The organism is Bradyrhizobium sp. USDA 4532 (assembly GCF_024171315.1).
GTDB classification, from domain to species: Bacteria; Pseudomonadota; Alphaproteobacteria; order Rhizobiales; family Xanthobacteraceae; genus Bradyrhizobium; species Bradyrhizobium australafricanum.
In genome coordinates, this window is record NZ_JALJZN010000001.1 from 149,761 (window position 1) to 167,285 (window position 17,525).

13 protein-coding genes are annotated in these 17,525 nt (G+C 56.1%); 1 reads left to right on the top strand and 12 read right to left on the bottom strand.

What is annotated here, in order from left to right:
• Nucleotides 1-15: 15 nt before the first annotated feature.
• Nucleotides 16-2,172, bottom strand: a complete 2,157-nt coding sequence (locus J2R76_RS00655) for a YfhO family protein (RefSeq protein ID WP_253623598.1) — start codon at nucleotides 2,170-2,172, stop codon at nucleotides 16-18.
• 1,382 nt (nucleotides 2,173-3,554) lie between these two features.
• Nucleotides 3,555-4,502 carry a GNAT family N-acetyltransferase gene (locus J2R76_RS00660; RefSeq protein WP_253623599.1) on the bottom strand — a complete coding sequence of 316 codons (948 nt, stop codon included), beginning with the start codon at nucleotides 4,500-4,502 and terminating at the stop codon, nucleotides 3,555-3,557.
• A 1,740-nt stretch (nucleotides 4,503-6,242) separates the two neighbouring features.
• Here J2R76_RS00660 and J2R76_RS00670 point away from each other — a divergent pair.
• The gene (locus J2R76_RS00670) at nucleotides 6,243-8,348 is read left to right on the top strand and encodes a VCBS repeat-containing protein (protein ID WP_253623600.1); all 2,106 of its coding nucleotides are present in this window, start codon (nucleotides 6,243-6,245) and stop codon (nucleotides 8,346-8,348) included.
• 156 nt (nucleotides 8,349-8,504) lie between these two features.
• Here J2R76_RS00670 and J2R76_RS00675 read toward each other — a convergent pair whose 3' ends face one another.
• From J2R76_RS00675 to J2R76_RS00720, 10 genes are all read right to left on the bottom strand, one after another.
• Nucleotides 8,505-9,107: a plasmid pRiA4b ORF-3 family protein gene (locus tag J2R76_RS00675; RefSeq protein ID WP_253623585.1), complete on the bottom strand. Its 603-nt coding sequence runs from the start codon at nucleotides 9,105-9,107 to the stop codon at nucleotides 8,505-8,507.
• Entirely contained in the window at nucleotides 9,104-10,669 is a 1,566-nt protein-coding gene (locus tag J2R76_RS00680) for an IS66 family transposase (RefSeq protein ID WP_253623584.1), read from the bottom strand. The genes J2R76_RS00675 and J2R76_RS00680 overlap by 4 nt, the downstream gene beginning before the upstream one ends.
• 51 nt (nucleotides 10,670-10,720) lie before the next feature.
• Nucleotides 10,721-11,074, bottom strand: coding sequence for an IS66 family insertion sequence element accessory protein TnpB (tnpB, locus tag J2R76_RS00685; RefSeq protein ID WP_011931031.1), 354 nt, complete (start codon nucleotides 11,072-11,074; stop codon nucleotides 10,721-10,723).
• The gene (locus J2R76_RS00690; protein WP_247280258.1) at nucleotides 11,068-11,490 is read right to left on the bottom strand and encodes a transposase; all 423 of its coding nucleotides are present in this window, start codon (nucleotides 11,488-11,490) and stop codon (nucleotides 11,068-11,070) included. The genes tnpB and J2R76_RS00690 overlap by 7 nt, the downstream gene beginning before the upstream one ends.
• A gap of 367 nt (nucleotides 11,491-11,857) precedes the next feature.
• Nucleotides 11,858-12,232: a hypothetical protein gene (locus J2R76_RS00695; protein ID WP_253623601.1), complete on the bottom strand. Its 375-nt coding sequence runs from the start codon at nucleotides 12,230-12,232 to the stop codon at nucleotides 11,858-11,860.
• Nucleotides 12,229-13,131 carry a class I SAM-dependent methyltransferase gene (locus J2R76_RS00700; RefSeq protein WP_253623602.1) on the bottom strand — a complete coding sequence of 301 codons (903 nt, stop codon included), beginning with the start codon at nucleotides 13,129-13,131 and terminating at the stop codon, nucleotides 12,229-12,231. The genes J2R76_RS00695 and J2R76_RS00700 overlap by 4 nt, the downstream gene beginning before the upstream one ends.
• The gene (locus J2R76_RS00705) at nucleotides 13,128-14,384 is read right to left on the bottom strand and encodes a polysaccharide biosynthesis protein (protein WP_253623603.1); all 1,257 of its coding nucleotides are present in this window, start codon (nucleotides 14,382-14,384) and stop codon (nucleotides 13,128-13,130) included. The genes J2R76_RS00700 and J2R76_RS00705 overlap by 4 nt, the downstream gene beginning before the upstream one ends.
• Nucleotides 14,385-14,407: 23 nt before the next feature.
• A complete protein-coding gene (locus J2R76_RS00710; RefSeq protein WP_253623604.1) occupies nucleotides 14,408-15,445 on the bottom strand; it encodes a glycosyltransferase family 2 protein in 1,038 nt (345 codons plus the stop codon).
• Nucleotides 15,442-16,341, bottom strand: coding sequence for an NAD(P)-dependent oxidoreductase (locus J2R76_RS00715; protein WP_253623605.1), 900 nt, complete (start codon nucleotides 16,339-16,341; stop codon nucleotides 15,442-15,444). Before J2R76_RS00715 ends, J2R76_RS00710 begins: the two co-directional genes overlap by 4 nt.
• Nucleotides 16,341-17,045: a sugar phosphate nucleotidyltransferase gene (locus J2R76_RS00720; protein ID WP_253623606.1), complete on the bottom strand. Its 705-nt coding sequence runs from the start codon at nucleotides 17,043-17,045 to the stop codon at nucleotides 16,341-16,343. Before J2R76_RS00720 ends, J2R76_RS00715 begins: the two co-directional genes overlap by 1 nt.
• Between the last annotated feature and the right edge of the window lie 480 nt (nucleotides 17,046-17,525).

Genomic DNA, 17,525 nt, shown 5'->3' on the forward strand with positions numbered 1-17,525 from the left:
CTTGCGCGTGTTGATTCAGAGCGTCGCTGACTCTGGTCGCGCATTCACATGACGACGTCGTCGCCAACTCTCTATAGGGAAGAGAATTCCCAGAAAGATGGCCGCGCTGATGCTGATAGCCCCACCTATGATAAGGCTAAGAGGTTCAAAGCTTAGTTCGACTACGCTCAGGCCGGCAGGGACCACTACGCCCTGAAAGGCCCCGTTCGTTCTCAATAGGTCGGTCCGCACACCGTTTACGCGAGCTTGCCATCCTGGGTGATACGACTCGCTTACGAAAAGTAAAGACGGCGCCGGTGCCGACACCTCAAAAACCTGCCGTGCTGATGTGTGTTCGATGCGCTTTACCTTATTGCCCGCGCCACTCTCCGTTGAGCCAAGTGCAGGCAAGGGACGTTCGACCAGAGCCAGAGTCAGGGGGTCGAAATTACCGCCTCCGGGGAGTTGGCCCGTGCGCACGGCGTGAGTTGCCTCTAGCGATGGTAGTTGCAACGTTTTACTCACAAGCCAAGCAGTCTCAGTGGGGCGATCACCTAGATTTGTGACGCTGTATCCTTCAATCGCTGACGTCGTTGTATCAGGTCGAGACAAAGCGAGTTCCACGAGATTGATGTCTCGATGGGTGCCGGTTAACGTATCAATCAGGCGCAATTGGTTGAGTTCCACCACGCCCTCATTTCCAGCGGGCACTTCAATAGCGATCGCCTCGACTGGCATCCGTGTACCCGATTCGATCGGCAACCTCGCAACATAGCGATTGCCCTGTGAGCCATCACCAGTCGTTCGCGGATCTATCGTGGCCCTGGAATGCTGCATTATGGGCTTAACGTCGGCACGGTCATAGGCCCACTCGGCTGTATCACGCCCAACCGTCAAGGGTATGGCGACCTCGCCCGAACTTGTTACCACACGCATTGACAACGCGATCTCGCCGTCCTTGCGATTGACTGAACAGCCCAGTTTCGAGACGACCTCAAGCTCTGAAGCATATAACGGTTCTGGTAGACGCAGTGTCAGGATCTGCTTCTTGCTAAGGCGGGTGCAGTCGCCAAACCTGATGGCTGGGGCGGTCGCTCTACCGACGAGGACTGAGGATACGGCTAAGGTCTCGATAACAGCACCGCTAGGTGATTCAGAAAGAAAGCCTGAGTTATCGATCCCCGTCGTCTCAAGATATGTCTTGGATTCTAATGGTCCGTATCCATTTGCTGAAGACACGCCGTGCATGAGGTTAAGGTTCGGGCTCAACGGCGTTCCTCCGGAGGGCATCTCCTGTAACATCAGGATCCGTCCGCCGCTTGTTATGTTATGCTTGGCAATTTTTTCCCACTCGGGCGACATGGTCAAATTCTTGATCGGGCCATGCCTCCATTCATAGAACCAACCGAACTGTGACAGGTCTATTGCGACGACTGCCAGCAGTAAGCAGGAGATAACAGCGGAGATAGTTGAAGTATTTTTCGCCCATTTCAGGAAGAATAGGACGACCGTGGTTGCGATCACAATCGAACCGGCGAACATTATGCGCGGGGCTACAAATTTCCAGTCGATGCTTGAAGCGGCTGCGGCTTGTGTCCACCAGTTGGTTGATACTACCAAAGATGTCGCCACAAGCGTCGCGGAAAGCACGACTAAACCAGCAATAATGATCTGGCGATTGGATACCCTAGCGTCGGCGATGCGACTAATGCCAAAACTCGCCAGAACAGCCACCGCAAAAGTGAAAGTTATCGCCGCCCGTGCTTGAGCTCGAAAGCTTCCTAGCACAGGAAGGTGAAACATTACTCTTCCGAGTTTGTTCTCGCCGATAGTGCAAGCGATCAGAGCGAGCACAATCATGACGCACCAGAAGATAGTGTCATCTCCACTTTGCCTGCTGCCAAAAGCGAGTACAGCAGCAACCAAAGTGCCTGTGCCTGCAAAAACCATTATTTCGGTCATGCCGCCCCATGCACCAAAATAGGGCATGCTATTTCCGGCTCCTCCACCACCAAAAAGGTAAGGAACGAAAACCGATGGCAACTGCCGTAGCGGGAGCGAATAAGATATAAAATCGCTGTAGGTCCAGACAGAAGAGCGGCTGCTCATCCCACTGAGTTCGATGAACGGAATGATGCAAACTGATGAAAGCGCTAACCCAAGAGCCATCATTAAGCAGTAGAGCAAAGCCAAACGTAACAGGTATGTCCAGCCCCGTGCTCTGTGGCTCCAAAGCCTTGCCAATATCAGAAAGGCAGCTAACAGTATAATGTAGAAGGATATCTGCGGATGACCGCCTACTATACAAAGGGCGACTCCAAAAGAGCCCGCGGCCAACCATTTCACCGTGCGGTGTCGATCGAAAGCGTCAACGCTCCAAATAACCAGAGGCAACCAAGCAGCTGAGTGTATTATGCTTACGTGGCCCAAATGACTCGTCATGAAACTGCCGGTTCCGTAGATTAGCCCGGCTGCTATCGCGGCAACAAACGACCGTGTTCTCCAGAAGAGATATCCATATGCTGAGGTGCTTGCGATAACGTAGGCCGAAATAACGAATGCGTTGAAATTGGCCATTATCCATCGAGGAGGGTACCAAGAAAAGAACTGGGGATCCGCAAATATTGGATAGCCAGCGAAAATCTTGGGATCCCAAAGTGCCCAAGGTATCGATACTGCGGGAAAGTAGAAATTGTATCCGTCACCCGGAGCAAGAAGGCGGTGCTCAAGTAAAGCCGGCGAGAAGAAGGCCAGGTAAAAGGCAATGAAGAACAGCAGGCCCCACGCAAGATATGCACGCCGCAGAATAGAATCTTGAGTCGCAAAGACTGAATTAGCGCGCATCATAACCTAGCCAGCAAACTATTGTGCCTGCGGAGAGCTCCCTTGCGAGATTTGCTGCGCTCGAATACCGCGTTGATATGGTCAAGCCACAATTTTGTTTCGTGAGAGCATAATTGGAGAGGCGCCGCTTCCGCACCGATCCAGTCGTCCTGCGTGGATGCATTTCGATACGATCAGCGTTGATCCCCAATTTCTTTGTGACACTGGCAGTTCTCATCGGTCGTGCTAGCTGGAACATGGATGACGATGTTAGCGGAAGGACCACATTGTTAAAGCAGGTAGCGGAAAGTAGGAAAATCAGGTACGCACTACCAGGATCGTTATGAAGGGAGCGGGTGGAACTGGCGAACGAGGACTATGGCTCGTACGAACTGCCAATTGGCCGAAACGACCGCGGGGCAGCAGCATTGCACAGGCGATCGAATTCGGTCCGGTGGCGGACTCTAGCGTCGGGCGCAGAATGCTGTCGTCCCGAGCTGCCAGCTGCATGGCAGGTTTGCGCGACATCTGCCACGACCTACTCTGGGTTGGGCAGTTGAAAGGGGGGGCGGATTTGTTTCAAAGAACGCTCCTAGCAATCCGTTCATCGTCGGGCGCTCATAATCATGGTCTCTGACTTGAACGTCAGCGGATTTCAGCGAAGCATGCTGCCCACGCCGCGGGCGGACTCACCGTTCGAACGCCGCTGATGTCCACCCAGTGGAAAACAACGTAGTGGCGTGAACCAAAAGTCACAAACCGTCCCAATCGCCGACGTGAGAATGCCAAAGATTTGCGCCCTGCGCATGTGTGCCCGAAACCATAAGGAGCAAAGGACGCGGCGTCAACATGGGCGGTAGCGCGATCAAGCCGCACCGCAGAAAGCCCAGGGTGCGCCATTGATTATTGAACGAGACCGTGGCGAGGCAGCCTTGCTGACGCGACCAATGGCCGGCGTGTCGGATTAGCAATCGCTGGGAGATCGCGTCGACCGCGAAAGTATCCATGATCACGCTGACCTTAACTCCGAACAAATGCAAGGTTCTTAGGACGATCCAACCGCGGTCTTCGGCACCGTTTTTTGCAACGTAGCAGGAATAGATCGGTCGTAGTGTGGAACAATAGCGAGCATTCATATATGCCGAGGACCTTATGATCCCCAATCGCCCGGGCTGCGTTGAATTGCGCGCTAAGAAATCCTGGTATTCTGTGAATCGATCGACGCGGTGAACCGTCTCGACCGCAGCTGAACTAGGAACGATCCCCGCGAAAGGCGAGAGTCTGTCAACATATCGCCAGCCCGTCGCGGCCAGTTGCGGCGCTGACCGTGAGTTCGGGAATCCGAAGAACACGTCGGTGGAAGGCAAGGCATTCCTCAGCACCGCCAAACATGCCTTAAAGTGTCCCTTCCTCCTCTCGTTGGGGGCGGTCGCGATATCACAGATTTGCCAACCCCTCATTGGGCCGCTATCCGTGCCGAGCTGCATCGAGAACGCTGCGCACATTGCGACCAGTCGCCCATTGCGACGCAACTCAACAATTTTCGCCGGCCCGAAGAGCGTATATTTCCACAGATAATAGTCGGACGTCTGAACAGCGGCTCGCTCGGCCTCGCCCGCGTGTCCTTGGAAACAGTGGTGTTGAAAAAGCGCTATCTCTTCCAGGTCCGCATTGCTTGCGACAACGAGTCTTGGTTCCACTGATTTGATCCATTGTGAACCGACCTACCCGCGTGCCGCGCCAAGCTGCTGGCTCGGTGAAACCTGCTGTAGCGTCGGTCCGATGTCGACAGGGACGACAGATACGGGCGTTCAAAACGCTGCAAAGAGGTATGTAGTACTTGCTCCTCGGGCAATGCGGCAAGAGGAATTGCTGTATTCTAGCGTGTCGTCTTAAGTCGCAAGACCGTATTTCCGCCTCTGCCAAGGAGGTAGCTCGCCCTCACTGCGTTCGAGGGGGCTCGGGCGGACCGTGCCGATCCTCAGTACAGGAGGACGAGCCGTGGCGGTTGCGGACGCATGCCGGGAGGGAGAAGTTCGCTTGTTCGGTGATGTCGAAGCGGCACGAACATGGCCGTGTCGTAGGCAGATCGCGAGCCAATTGGCCGTGTGAATTTCTGTTACGAGGCCCGCCCGACGGGCTATGACGAAGGCCACGATGCGAGCGGGATCTCGTTCGCGCCCGATCGGCAGCGGTTGAGAGACCGCCGATCCACCGGCTCGGCGTCTCGCAGTTCTGGGGCGTCCTGGCGTTCGGCCAGGGGTGAGTATCTTCATGCTCAAGCCGCACGGTTAGACGATGCGCTATCTGCGCTGGCTTCGGGGGCAAACTGTTCGATCATCCCGCACACCAAATTGTGCTCCAGGAAATAGTCGAAGCAGTTCGCGTCGCAAGGGCGCGGGTCGACCGGTTCGAGCGCATGATGAAAGAGTTCGTCTCGGTCCGGTCTCTGGAGCCGCTCGCGCGGGCGCTTCAAACATTGCTAGGTATCGATCTAATCGTCGCGGTGACATTCGCGACCGAGGTCGGTGACGTGAGCTGTTTGAGAGCCACGCCAACTTGAGGTTACCTCAGTCTAGCGCCAAACGAAAGATCGACGGGAGAGTCAGTCACGTGTGGTGGGCACGTCAACGGAACACGGCTGAGGGATTGCCCGCCGACGTTTTGTGGTTGGCACGAGCGCCGACGCCCGCAGCAAAGAGCAAACTTCGGACGCAAATTGGGAGCGCCGTGGCTAGCCCGCGCATAAGAGCTTGATCACGGATAGTCTTCGGTTTCGCTATCATTTTTGCACGGCCATCGCTGTGAATAGCCGATCGTCGAATCGAACGATTGCGCCGTTCTCAACGGCGGACATCACGCCGCCGATCTGTTCGCGACTTCTCGCGGCAATGGGATAGGCGAGTTTCGCAGTCTGTTTGAAGGAATCGGCTTGTCTCTATGCTCGACCATGCGCTTAGTTCAGACATGAAGACATGAAGACGCGCCGGCTGGAAGTGATCAGGGAGACGGGACGCCGTCGTTGGTTAGGGCCCGGATTGTCGAGCCGACGCTGGGATTAGGCGCGGTCGTTTCCGAGGTTGCCCCCGCAACATGTGTTCACCTGGCGCCGGCAAGCACGCCGGTCGATGAGGCCGATGGCTGCCGATCCGCCGTTTGTACCGGCGATGGTCTAAGCTATGGTACTGAACCCGATTGTCTCTGCGATTGTGGGTGGCCCGACCCGCGCCATTTCGCGTGAAGAACCTTTACTGACGTTCCTTCGGCGCTCGGCCACTACCTCATATGGGGTATGTGAAGAACGTCTTCGGATAAGAACTGAGCACGCGCTAGTGGGGAAGCCAGAAAAATATAGCGTCGGGCCGAGCGTTCTGACATAGTCGTGCGATTAAACTGCGATTGCCCCGGCTCATATTGTAACATTTTTTCGGAGCAGAGTTATGACCACGACTCCCAGACTTTGGAAATCTCTGACGCAAGTTAATACGACTGACAATGGGACTGCGCAGTCCGGCGGTCAAATTGCGCCCTTGGATGCCTCGGACGGCGGCTACGTAATCGTCTGGACGGACAGTAGCGATGTTTTTTCGACGGGCCAAGCAGTTATAGGCCAGCGGTTTGATGTGAATGGCAACAAGGTGGGGGGAGAGGTTAAGATCAGCTTGTTTGCCAATGGCGATGATTCCATTAGTGATGGCTCATCTATTGCGAACCTACACAACGGGACCATCGCGGTTACTTACACCGATTTTTTCGGGGGGAACAATAATACTTGGGTCCGGGTTGTAAACACCGCGCTTAATGTGGTGCGCGACGATGCAATCGACACCAGCGCCTTGCAGACATCACATTCTTCAATCACCGCTTTTGCAAACAGCAGCTACGTTGTTTCCTACACCCTCGACAACGGGAGCGGCAATACAGATATTTTGGGAAGGATCGTGACTTCTACCGGTGTAGTTGGAGCGCCTTTCACGGTAGATGACGATGGGACACAGTCTGCAGACTTCTCGCAGCTGGCGACTCTTTCGAACAACAATTTTGTTGATGTTTGGCAGAGACTGGTTGGCGGCGATCATGACGTATATTTTAGCATTTATACGCCAACCGGAGCGGTAGTCGCGGACCATTTCATTGCCGCGAACACCACCTTCGAAGAAACTGACCCCGATGTCGCCGCACTTACAGGAGGTGGGTTCGTAGTAGCTTGGACTGATGCGTCGGGCGATGGCAGCGGCCAAAGTATTCAAGCCAGGATTTACAACAATACAGGAGGGCTCGTCACACCTGATTTCCAGCTCAATACAACTTCACTGGGAAACCAAAATGAGGTGACTCTCGTTGGCCTTGCTGACGGCGGCTTTGTGGCGACTTGGGAAGACGACAACGCAGATCTTGTGCGTGGGCAGCGTTTCGACGCGACGGGACACAAGGTCGGCACCGAATATACGGTTAAAGTCGGAGTTTCCGTTGATAGCCCTGATAGTGCTTTGCTGAGCGACGGTCGGATAGGCTACGCCGTAGGCGATGTTTCGACCGGCGACGCCGACGTGACGACCTCGATCTGGGATCCGCGCACGCTGCACTTTGACCTCAATGGGGATAGCAAGTCGGATTTGATCTGGCGTGCGGACAACGGGACTACCCAGCTCTGGGAGATGAATGGCTTTCACATTCAAGCTCCGCTTGATATCAAGAATTCCGTTGGTCAATTTGTCGGGACTGATTGGCAGGTTGCCGCGGTAGCTGATTTCAACGCTGATGGCAAATCGGACTTGATTTGGCGTCAACAGTCTACGGGTTCGACCCAGGTCTGGGACATGAATGGTAATCAGATCAGCAGTGCTGCCGTCATCAAGAATGCCGCCGGACAAGATGTTGGCTCTGATTGGCATATCACTGGAGCGGGTGACTTCGATGGAGACGGCAAGGACGATATTGTTTGGCGGTCAGATTCGGGAAACGTTCAAACCTGGACTATGAACAACAATCAGCTCACGGGCGCTAACAATCTAACCACGTCCATGCCGGATAATTGGCATTTGGTCGGATCTGGTGACTTCGACGGAGACGGTAAGTCCGACCTAGTTTGGCGGGATGCGAATTCAGGTGCTACCCAGCTTTGGGAGATGAACGGCAATACAATCAAGACTGCGCTGTCGATCACGAATTCTGCCGGCCAGAACGTCGGAACGGATTGGCATGTAGCGGGGGTCGCGGATTTTGATGGCGACAGCAGAGCCGATATTGTGTGGCGGTCTGACACTGGGCTGACGCAGCTGTGGGAGATGAACGGAAACCAAATCAAGAACGCGCAGATGATCACCAACCTGGCGGGGCAACCTGTTACCACCGATTGGCAGATTACGGCTACGGGTGATTACAATGGTGATGGACATGCCGATCTATTGTGGCAGAACCACAACGTGACAGGGGCAGACCAAATCTGGTTGATGAACGGCAACGCGATCGTTGATGCGGGCCTTCTTCCCGCCGTTGATCCGCAACACTGGAGCATCGTAACGCAGCACTACGACTTCGTGTGAAGAGGTCTGCTCGCTAGTGACTCGCCATCGGGCTGGCTAATCGTCCGGACTGCGGACCAGCCCGATGGATGGGTAGTAAGTTATCAGTTAAGCTAAGTTCACTGGAAAGTCTGGTGTAAGCGTAGCTCTGAGGCCCATTTGATTGGCGCTTGACGTCTATTTTGAGCGCGTGGTGCGCCGGCGCGGCTTCCATATGTCGGACAACGCATTGACCGCGGCCTCAAGCGCCTTCCGGTCGACGACGTTGGGATCGAACTGCTCCGGGCCCCAGAGGCGCATATGTTCGTGCTCCGGATGGGTGGGGTCGCTGATGGCGTCGAGGTATTCAGCATAGCCTGGCGCACCGCCGACATCTTCCGGAGGACAACGGCCGGCGGCCTCGAGCAAGAACGGAAGTCCCTCCGTTGTCGTGTTGTCGAACCACTTTTCAAGCTTGATCACGTGATCCCAGCTGTCGCCGAAGTCGTAGAGATAATGGATCGTCTTCGCGCCGGTCTCCTGAACGATATTAGAGAGCCGCGTCTTGCGGGCATCGATGGGCTGAGGGCCAAAATCTCCATCGGGATCAGGTATACCCCAACGTCCTTCGCCGGCCAGGAACTCGAAGAGATGGCTGTTCGTCCAGCCAAACGCCGCCTGAAGCGTCAGATGCAGCTGATCAAGGCGCAGGGTGACGGGTACGACAAGGCGACGCATCACCTCCGGCTTCACATCCTTGAGGGTCACCTTGATCCGGACCGCGGTCGTGTTCAGGCTCATGCCGCCAGCCTCGGATCGTGTGTATGCATCGTATAGGTCGACGCCCAGGGAAGCAGTTCGTCCAGTCGCGCCGCAGGCCAACCATTGACGAGCTTGGCGAGAACGTCAGCGAGCCAGTGCTCGGCACTGACGCCATTGAGCTTACAGGTCTCAATGAGCGAAGCCAGCAATGCCCAATTCTCGGCACCTTCGTCGCAACCGGCAAAAAGGGAGTTCTTGGCATTGAGCTTGATTGGCCGCATCGCTCGCTCGACCGCATTGGTGTCCATCTCGATGCGCCCGTCATCAAGGTAGAACGTTAGGCCGTCCCAATGACGCAGCGCGTAACGCAGGGCCTTCGCCGTGTCGCTCTTCTGCGCAAGGTGAGCAAGCTTGGCCTCAAACCACTGCTTCAAGGCTGTAGCCAGAGGCCGGGCATGCGCTTGTCGCCCCGCGCGGCGCTCGTCCGCAGATCGGCCGCGGAGTGCCTTCTCGACCGCGTAAAGCAGGGCGATGCGCTCAAGGGCCTCGCGGGCAACCGGAGCTGGCGCCGGCGCAGCCTCCCGCTCGATCTTCACAAACTGGCGCCGCAGATGCGACCAGCAGAAGGCGAGCGTCCCGGACAGGGCGTCCGCACGCGTCTCTCGGGTCATGGTCTTGTAAGCCTGATAGCCGTCGCAGTGGATGATGCCGCGATAGCCCTCGAGCAGCCTCAAGCCATGAACGGCCCCACGGCCCGGTGCATAGGCGTAAACCACGCCAGGTGGATCAGGTCCGGCCCAGGGCCTGTCATCGCGTGACAGCGCCCAGAAGTAGCCGGTTTTGGTCCTGCCGCGCCCTGGATCCAGCACCGGCGCCGGGGTCTCATCGACATAGAGCTTCGAAGAGGCGAGCAGAAGCTGGCGCAGACGATGCCACAAGGGCTTCAATTCCTGGGCGGCGTAGCCGACCCAAAAGGCGAGCGTGGAACGGTCGATGGCGATACCGTGGGTCGCCAGCATCTGCGCCTGACGATAGAGCGGCAAATGCCAATGATACTTGGCGTCAATTACATGCGCGACGAGACGCTCGGTGGGCAGTCCCCCCTTGATCAATCGCTCGGGCGCAGCGTGCTGGAGGACGACGCCATGACAGGCGCGGCAGGCAAGCTTGGGCCGGCGGGTGACGATCACCCTGTATTGCACCGGAACGACGTCGAGCCTCTGGCTCTCATCGTGACCAATCTCAACGAGATCGCCTTTGCAGCACGGGCAGCAGGTTGCAGCCGGCATCAGCGTTTCGACAATGCGTGGCAAATGCTCCGGAAGCTGACCACGGTTGGCTCTGCGCTTGGCAGTTCTCTTCTCGCGGGCTCTGGGATTGGCGCGATCCTCAGCTGCTTCGAGAGTCGCGACGGCCTCTTCGATGTCCTCCAGAACAAGCTGTAGCTGATCAGCGTCCAGCTTTTCCGACGATCGACCGAACTGCGCATCCTTCGCAAGCTTGAGCAACCGCTCGAGCCTGGCGCAGCGATCCAGCAGAGCCGCGGCAAAGACACGCAGCTCGGCTGGATCGCTCGGCAGCTCATCAGGCAAATCACTCATTGGCCCAAGTCTGCCATGCTTCGCGCCCCGATGCAGCGAAGATTTTATGTCCTACGCAAGTGCTTTCGGCTGCGGGATTCGAGGCGCGTGCATCCGCGTCCAATCCATGCCGGCCAGAAGCGCGGACAGCTGGGCGGCATTCATCCGCATCACGCCGGCCACGATAGGAGGCCATTTGAAGCCGCTGCCATCGAGCCGCTTCCAATACATCACAAGGCCGCTGCCATCCCAGACGACAATCTTCACCCGATCGGCGCGCTTCGCACGGAACACCACCGCCACGCCCTTCATCGGGTCATGGCCCAGCGTCTCCTTCGCCAACAGCGCCAAGCCCTCCGCACCTTTTCTGAAGTCCACAGGTTGCGTCGCCACGTAAATCATGAGGCTCGCGGGCGGCGTCAGCATGAACGTGTCCGTCGAAGCGCCAAGAACACATCACTCAACACAGCAAGGCCAGGCGTCCCTCGCACCTCCACGCGTGCCCCCTGGAGTTCAACCGTCACAACGGCTGCTTCCGGCGACCCGGTGGGCTCTGCGGCCGCCGGTAGCGCCGATTCCGATACCACCGGCACGAACGACAGCGTGTCCGCCGAAGCCGGCAGCACCAACTGGCCCAAACGCGCCCGGCGCCGCCAGTCGTGCACCTGTTGGGGCCGGCACCCATGGCGACGCGCGACATCTGTGACAATCGCCCCCGGCTCAAGGCTTTCCGCGGCAATCTGTGCCTTCAAATCGTCCGGCCAGCGCTTTCGACCTGCGCCTGCGTACACTTCGATACGCGGTGACAACGGTCGTCTTATGTCGTCCGAATGGTCGTCCATTGTGAGCACCCTTGCAGAAGATGACTCTTCTAGCGGTCCTCTCAGGACTGAGTACAAAAATTCTCAAGGGCCTCAACGCCACGCTTACAGTCTGGTGGTGAGCTGCGCTATTCAATCGAAACACGCCATGCGTTGCGCGCTAGCCAGAAAAGTCGGCCTCGGGCCTCGGAGACCGGAAATGCTCGGCTTCCTAGGCTTTAGTCACACGACGCTGACGAGCGGAGATGTTGGCCAGTTCGATATTAAACGGTTATTATGGCTACTTTGCCGTGCTATGGACATCCAGTCGGTGCGTTTTGCTGATTGCGCGCGGCGCGATGCGCCAACATTGGAGACGGCGCAGCCGGGCTTGAGCAGTCCCCGACGTTCAAGATCGAGTAATCGCCAAGATGCCGAGGAAGACCATCGCGATGCCAATAATGCGTCCTAACGTAAGCAACTCGCCAAGTAGAGTGGAAGCGGTCATAGTGGAAAATACCAGTGTAAGCCCGATCGCTATCGGATAGGCGAACGATAGCTCATGTCGTCCGAGAATCACCAACCAGACCGCGAAGCTCCCGATGTAGAGAACAGCTCCCGCTAGGGCAAAAGCCACCGGAGCGGCGAGCCAATTCATGCGGATGACGAGTTCCTTCGCGACAACGAGATTCAATTTCAGCAGAATGAGTCCAGTGACGCTCGCGATTGTATAAGCCGCAAATAGCGCGAAATCCACATAACGCTCATTAAAGGCAGCACTCACTCCGGGCGCCTCTTGCCGACGACGAACATGATATCATATAGGTTCACCGTGACTCGAGCTCCCGTCATCGGCAACTTAGCCAAAGCCGCATAGAGCCCGGGACGCTTCATCTTCAAGGCTAGTAAAAAGTACAGGACTGAACGGATACGACGTGAGTTGCCAGGATGGCTCACGTGGATGACATCAAATCCGTGGCGCGAGAGTAGCGCTGAGAGCGTCGGCACTGAAAAATAATGCATGTGGGTCGGCGGATGAATCATCCGCCACGCAGCGCCGCGGAGTCTCGCATTCAAGCTGCCAATATCTCCGGTTGTAATCGCTAGAAGGCCGCCGGGCTTGATATCTGAAGCAAGTTTCTTGACGAACAGGTCCGGCCGCTTCAGGTGTTCGATGGTGTCCCACATCGCAACGATGTCGACCTGCCGTCGGAGATCGGTATTGAGGTAGTCGCCGCAACGCGCATCTACATCGAACCGCTCGACCGCATACCGAACGGCATCCGCAGATATGTCTATGCCGCTGGCGACGCCGACCTGTTTCTTGACCTCGTCTAGAAAGAATCCGTAGGCGCATCCGACTTCAAACAGATCAGCCTCAGACCATGTTGGAAGCAGCGATTTCAGCGTCGCCAACCGATTAGCGAAATTTAGTCGAAGGCTTTCTTCCTCGGCGACATAGTCTAGATATTCCTGGCCGTGGAAGTAATCCTCGCTGTACAGCGCGCGCAGCTCTTCGTCCGGAATGGAGAGGTCAGCGGAGATAAAGTTACAAGAAATGCACTGAAAAAGACCCGGTAGGGAACTAGGGCGATATCTGCCACCGCAGACTAAACAGGACAAGCTGGTGTCGTCTGCTTCCTTGCGGGGTTTGCTTGCGGTCGATGCCTCAAAGTCACTCATAGTCGCTGATCCAAATTCTTCTCCGATTCGACATGGCGGAAATTGGTTAGTCTGTTCTTGATAATGGAAACGATATAGGCCTTGTCGATCGCAGATCCCGGATTGTTGACGGCGGCTGCAATTCTGTCGAATAATCCATCGGCGGCCGCAAGGCTGGTCACATGCCGAACCGCTGCAACGGTTTCCAAATCAATGTTGATTTGAACCTCGCCCTCTCCGACGAACTCCTCATAAGGTTTTTCACCGCTGGTGTCGAGCGGAGTAAGCAGCACTGGCCAGCGGCCTGAACGAGCCAGGTCCCGGACGGAGCGCCGTGCGTCGTCCTCGCGATCAAAGAACTCCGGCCGGAACCCGTATGCCAACAACACCCGGACCGCAATATCCTCCAGAGACTGCAATTCGATCTGCGGCTCCATTCTCGGAAAAATGATGTGATTGTCCGGAGCACAAAACGCCGCGAGCATACATAGCTCGCCGGCCTCACGATGCGAAAGGAAATAACGCTTCGTATCCCGCGGAGCCGCTAATGGCTGGAAGCGTTCGAGACGATAACGGAACCCCTGCAAGAGACTGCCGTTCGAGAAGGCCACATTTGCGAAGCGAGCTGACGTCGTGACGTTCGCCGTTTCCGCGGCGACCTCAAACACAAGATCTTCCATTAGACGCTTGCTAGCGCCCATCAGGCTGGTGGGATTTGCGGCCTTGTCTGTCGAGACTGCAAAGTAGCGTTCACCATGCCGCCCACGCGCGAGCCATTGTTTAAATCTAATGTGCTTGACGACATTGGTGTCGAGCATTTGCAGGACCGAATAGATATCCTTCTCAGATCGCACATGCTTGAGCGCCGCGAAATTTAGCACGACGTGGTAGGGCTCGGATTCGCTGAGCAACCGCTCCATCACCGGGCCGCCGTAGTCAATCGGCAAAGCTCGAAAGTCGATTGCATCGGGCAAGCCCTCAGGTCGCCCGCGCAGATCCCGGACCAATTCGGCCAGATAATTCTCGCTATGGTCGACGACATGGACGCTTCTCGGACCGTAGTTCACCAACAACTGAGTGGTGGCCGAACCGATCGATCCTCCGCCCCCGACTACCAACACGCGGCGTCCCCGGACAAGGCTCTCGATGTTGCCGGCCTGCTTGCTAATATCACGGTGGATCAACGAATCTTCCCGTCGGGTCACCAGCACGTCTAGCTGAGGCGCACTCAGGTCAAGCCGGAGAGCCTCGGTCTTAGTAATGTCAGTCGGCATCGATCAATCCGTTTTCTTCGGCTTCACTTCGAGCGTGTATCACTGGAAAGTGTCAGACCTGCACGCGGCATAGCGCTCCCGATCAGAGTTTGGTCACAGTCGGAATCGTCCCGCCGCCCTTTGGAACTGCGACGATGGTGTCGGTCGAGCAGATATAGCGGGCGGTCCTTGACTTCATCAAAGATGAGGCTCACGTATTCGCCCAAAACGCCCATGAAAAAAAGCTGAACGCCGCTAGCGAAGGAAATCATCGCGATCAGTGATGCCCATCCCGGCACGTCCACACTGCCGGTCGCGTACATTAGGATTTGCACGAGGGCGCCGAGCAGGCTGAGCGTCGCCAGGATGAATCCGGCCCCGATGCAGAAGCGTAACGGCACCTTTGAAAAGGAACAGATTCCGTTCAACGCGAAATTAAGCAGTGTTGCAGGTCGATATTTAGATTTTCCCTGCTCGCGTTTGGCTGGCGTGAATTGCACGAAACTGACGCGATAACCTACCCAGCTCATTAGTCCGCGAAGAAACTGATTGTGTTCCCGAATTTCGTTGCGAAATACCTGCGCGACGCGACGTGATATCAAACGGTAGTCCGCGGCTCCGGATTGAAGATTAACCGCGCCCACCTTCATGAAGGTGGTGTAAAACCAACGCGAAGTCGAGCGCTTCAACCAGTTAGTTTCCGCGCCATCCGTTCGGATCGTTTGGACAATCTCGGATCCTCCTTCCCAGAGGCGCAGCAATTCCGGAATAAGCTCTGGCGGATGCTGAAGATCGCTGTCGAGCATGACTATGATATCGCCGTCGGAATGATCGATACCAGCGACCAATGCCATTTGATGACCGAAGCGTCGGGACATCGTGAGAATTTCGACGCGTTGATCGGTCTGACTGATCGAGGCAAGAATCTCCTCGGTCCTGTCAGGGGAAGGATCGACAACGTAGGTGATATGAACGGTGTATTTGTCAGGAAGAGTCCCAAGGGTCTTCGTAAGTCGCGTATGGAAGGAGGTGATGACCTCTTCCTCGCGATAAACCGGGCAAATTACGTCCAAAATAGTCATGACCTAGCCCTGCATTTGACCATTTTCTGCAACCCGGCGGCCAAACTAGTTTGTGGCTTCCAGCCAACGGCATCGTAAATTGCCGAGATATCTGCCTTAGTCAGGTCAATCTCGTTTTGCCTACGTTGGGCCTTTCCGAAGTACGGCTTGTTGACCCCCGCAGCCTTACAGATCAATTTGATAACGTCCTCTACCGAATAGGCATCTCCGCTACCGACGTTGAATATGGAGCCACTGCTTGCCCGCGTCGACCGCAAAATTGCTTCAATGACGTCATCGATGTAGATGTAATCGCGGCTTGGGTGCAGGTCCATCACTTCGATTTTGTCGTAGGCTGGGCTGACCGCCTGTTCGATGATAAAGGGAATTAGGAAGTTCGGACTTTGACCTGGGCCGTAGACATTGAAGAGCCGGAGCGACACCACATTTACGCCGTAGTTCTTCGCAAAAAAACAGCAAGCTTGCTCAGCTAGATGCTTCGAAAGAGCGTATGGATTATTAGTGTTGATTGAGTCAGTTTCTCTTATCGGGATGCGCTGCGGGTTTCCATAGATATAAGCGCTGAGGAATGACACGCCGCAATTATAGCTGCGGCATTGGTCGAGGACCCTGATAGTTCCTAACGTGTTGGTTTCGATAAATCCCGTGGGATCGTCCCAGGCGCTGGGAACGCCCGTGCGCGCCCCGGCGTGAAATACGTGGCCGACTCCCTTGAGCGGAAGCTGGTCTTTTGTCAGATCCAAACCAGTTCTTCGCGAGGTCCGGATCACCGTCTTTCCCAACGCTTCCAAGCGTTCACATAGATGCTGGCCAACGAAACCGGACGCGCCTGTCACCAGCACGGTATCGATGCCCGAAAGAATTTCGCCGCCGGATGCTTCGTCTCGCTCGGGCATCAGAGACCCAACTTCGTTTTGAGAGTGGGCCACTCCTCGATCGCTCTCTGGTAGTCATCGGGGCGTCCGATATCAAGCCAATACCCGTGGTGAAATTCGGCACGGAGCGGCTTACCGGCCGCGATCATTTTCAAAACCAACTGATCGAATCCGAATGGCTGCGACTCAGGAATTTCGGGAAGAACGCGCCGACTGAGGCAGTAGATTCCCATGCTTACGTTATAGGGGATTGATGGCTTTTCGTGGAAACCGCTGATGAAGCCGTCGCTTACCTCGAGCACTCCAAAATCGATGTGCTGTTGGCGCGCAGATGCGGCGACGGTCATCAGCCGATCTTCGGCCCTATGCTTAGCTAATAAATCGCCAAAGCGGATGTCGGAGAGGATATCCCCGTTCATGACGAGGAAGTATTCTGGAAGATTGGAGATTAGGCGCAATGGGCCCATCGTGCCGAGGGGTTCAACCTCGAGTGAATAGTCAATTTTTACGTTCCATCGATCGCCATCGCCGAAGAACGCTTTCAGCAAGTCCGCTTGGTGGTTCACCGCCAGCGTGATGTGATCGAAGCCTTGCATGACGAGTTGACGGATAATGATCTCAAGAATCGGCTGATCGACTATCGGCATCAAGGGCTTTGGCAGCGAGACCGTGAAAGGACGCAGGCGTGTGCCACGTCCGCCTGCCAAAATGACTGCTCTGGACACGTAAATCCCCCAAATTTGGCGTTGCGCCACGAAACCAGCTCGCTGATGCGTTCTAGGTATTCCTGCCCGCCTCCGCTTGCAATATCAAAGCAGGTGTTCAGTGAAAACCTTGGTGCTGGCCCGGATCCTGTCTCCGGCATGGTCTATTGAAACGCTAGGAACGCCGGTCTTTATCGAGGCAGCTAATCCTTGTTCCCGGTGCGTTCTGAGTCCTTGCGGAGGGCAAGAGACTTGTTGCCGAGAAGCAAGGCAAATTTCGGTAGGGACTGACCATCGGTACGTCGCGAGCTATTCCGAAGCGGTGACCAGAGGAGGCTCGTTGCGATGCGCCGGATATCGCGTCAGCGCATCACAACGCGAATGGTCGGTCGCTGGGAGCGCCACCGTCGCGACAGATCAGGCAACTTCTGGATCGATCAACTAGGCAGCGCAGGGCGTCGGGCTTCTACACTTGACGCCGACAATAAAACGACAGTTGCG

What these genes read in the sequence shown, in the direction of transcription:
- J2R76_RS00670 (WP_253623600.1), top strand. Translation starts at nt 6,243, where the DNA reads ATGACCACGACTCCCAGACTTTGGAAATCTCTGACGCAAGTTAATACG.
- J2R76_RS00675 (WP_253623585.1), bottom strand. Translation starts at nt 9,107, where the DNA reads ATGAGCCTGAACACGACCGCGGTCCGGATCAAGGTGACCCTCAAGGAT.
- J2R76_RS00680 (WP_253623584.1), bottom strand. Translation starts at nt 10,669, where the DNA reads ATGAGTGATTTGCCTGATGAGCTGCCGAGCGATCCAGCCGAGCTGCGT.
- tnpB (WP_011931031.1), bottom strand. Translation starts at nt 11,074, where the DNA reads ATGCTGACGCCGCCCGCGAGCCTCATGATTTACGTGGCGACGCAACCT.
- J2R76_RS00690 (WP_247280258.1), bottom strand. Translation starts at nt 11,490, where the DNA reads ATGGACGACCATTCGGACGACATAAGACGACCGTTGTCACCGCGTATC.
- J2R76_RS00700 (WP_253623602.1), bottom strand. Translation starts at nt 13,131, where the DNA reads ATGAGTGACTTTGAGGCATCGACCGCAAGCAAACCCCGCAAGGAAGCA.
- J2R76_RS00705 (WP_253623603.1), bottom strand. Translation starts at nt 14,384, where the DNA reads ATGCCGACTGACATTACTAAGACCGAGGCTCTCCGGCTTGACCTGAGT.
- J2R76_RS00710 (WP_253623604.1), bottom strand. Translation starts at nt 15,445, where the DNA reads ATGACTATTTTGGACGTAATTTGCCCGGTTTATCGCGAGGAAGAGGTC.
- J2R76_RS00715 (WP_253623605.1), bottom strand. Translation starts at nt 16,341, where the DNA reads ATGCCCGAGCGAGACGAAGCATCCGGCGGCGAAATTCTTTCGGGCATC.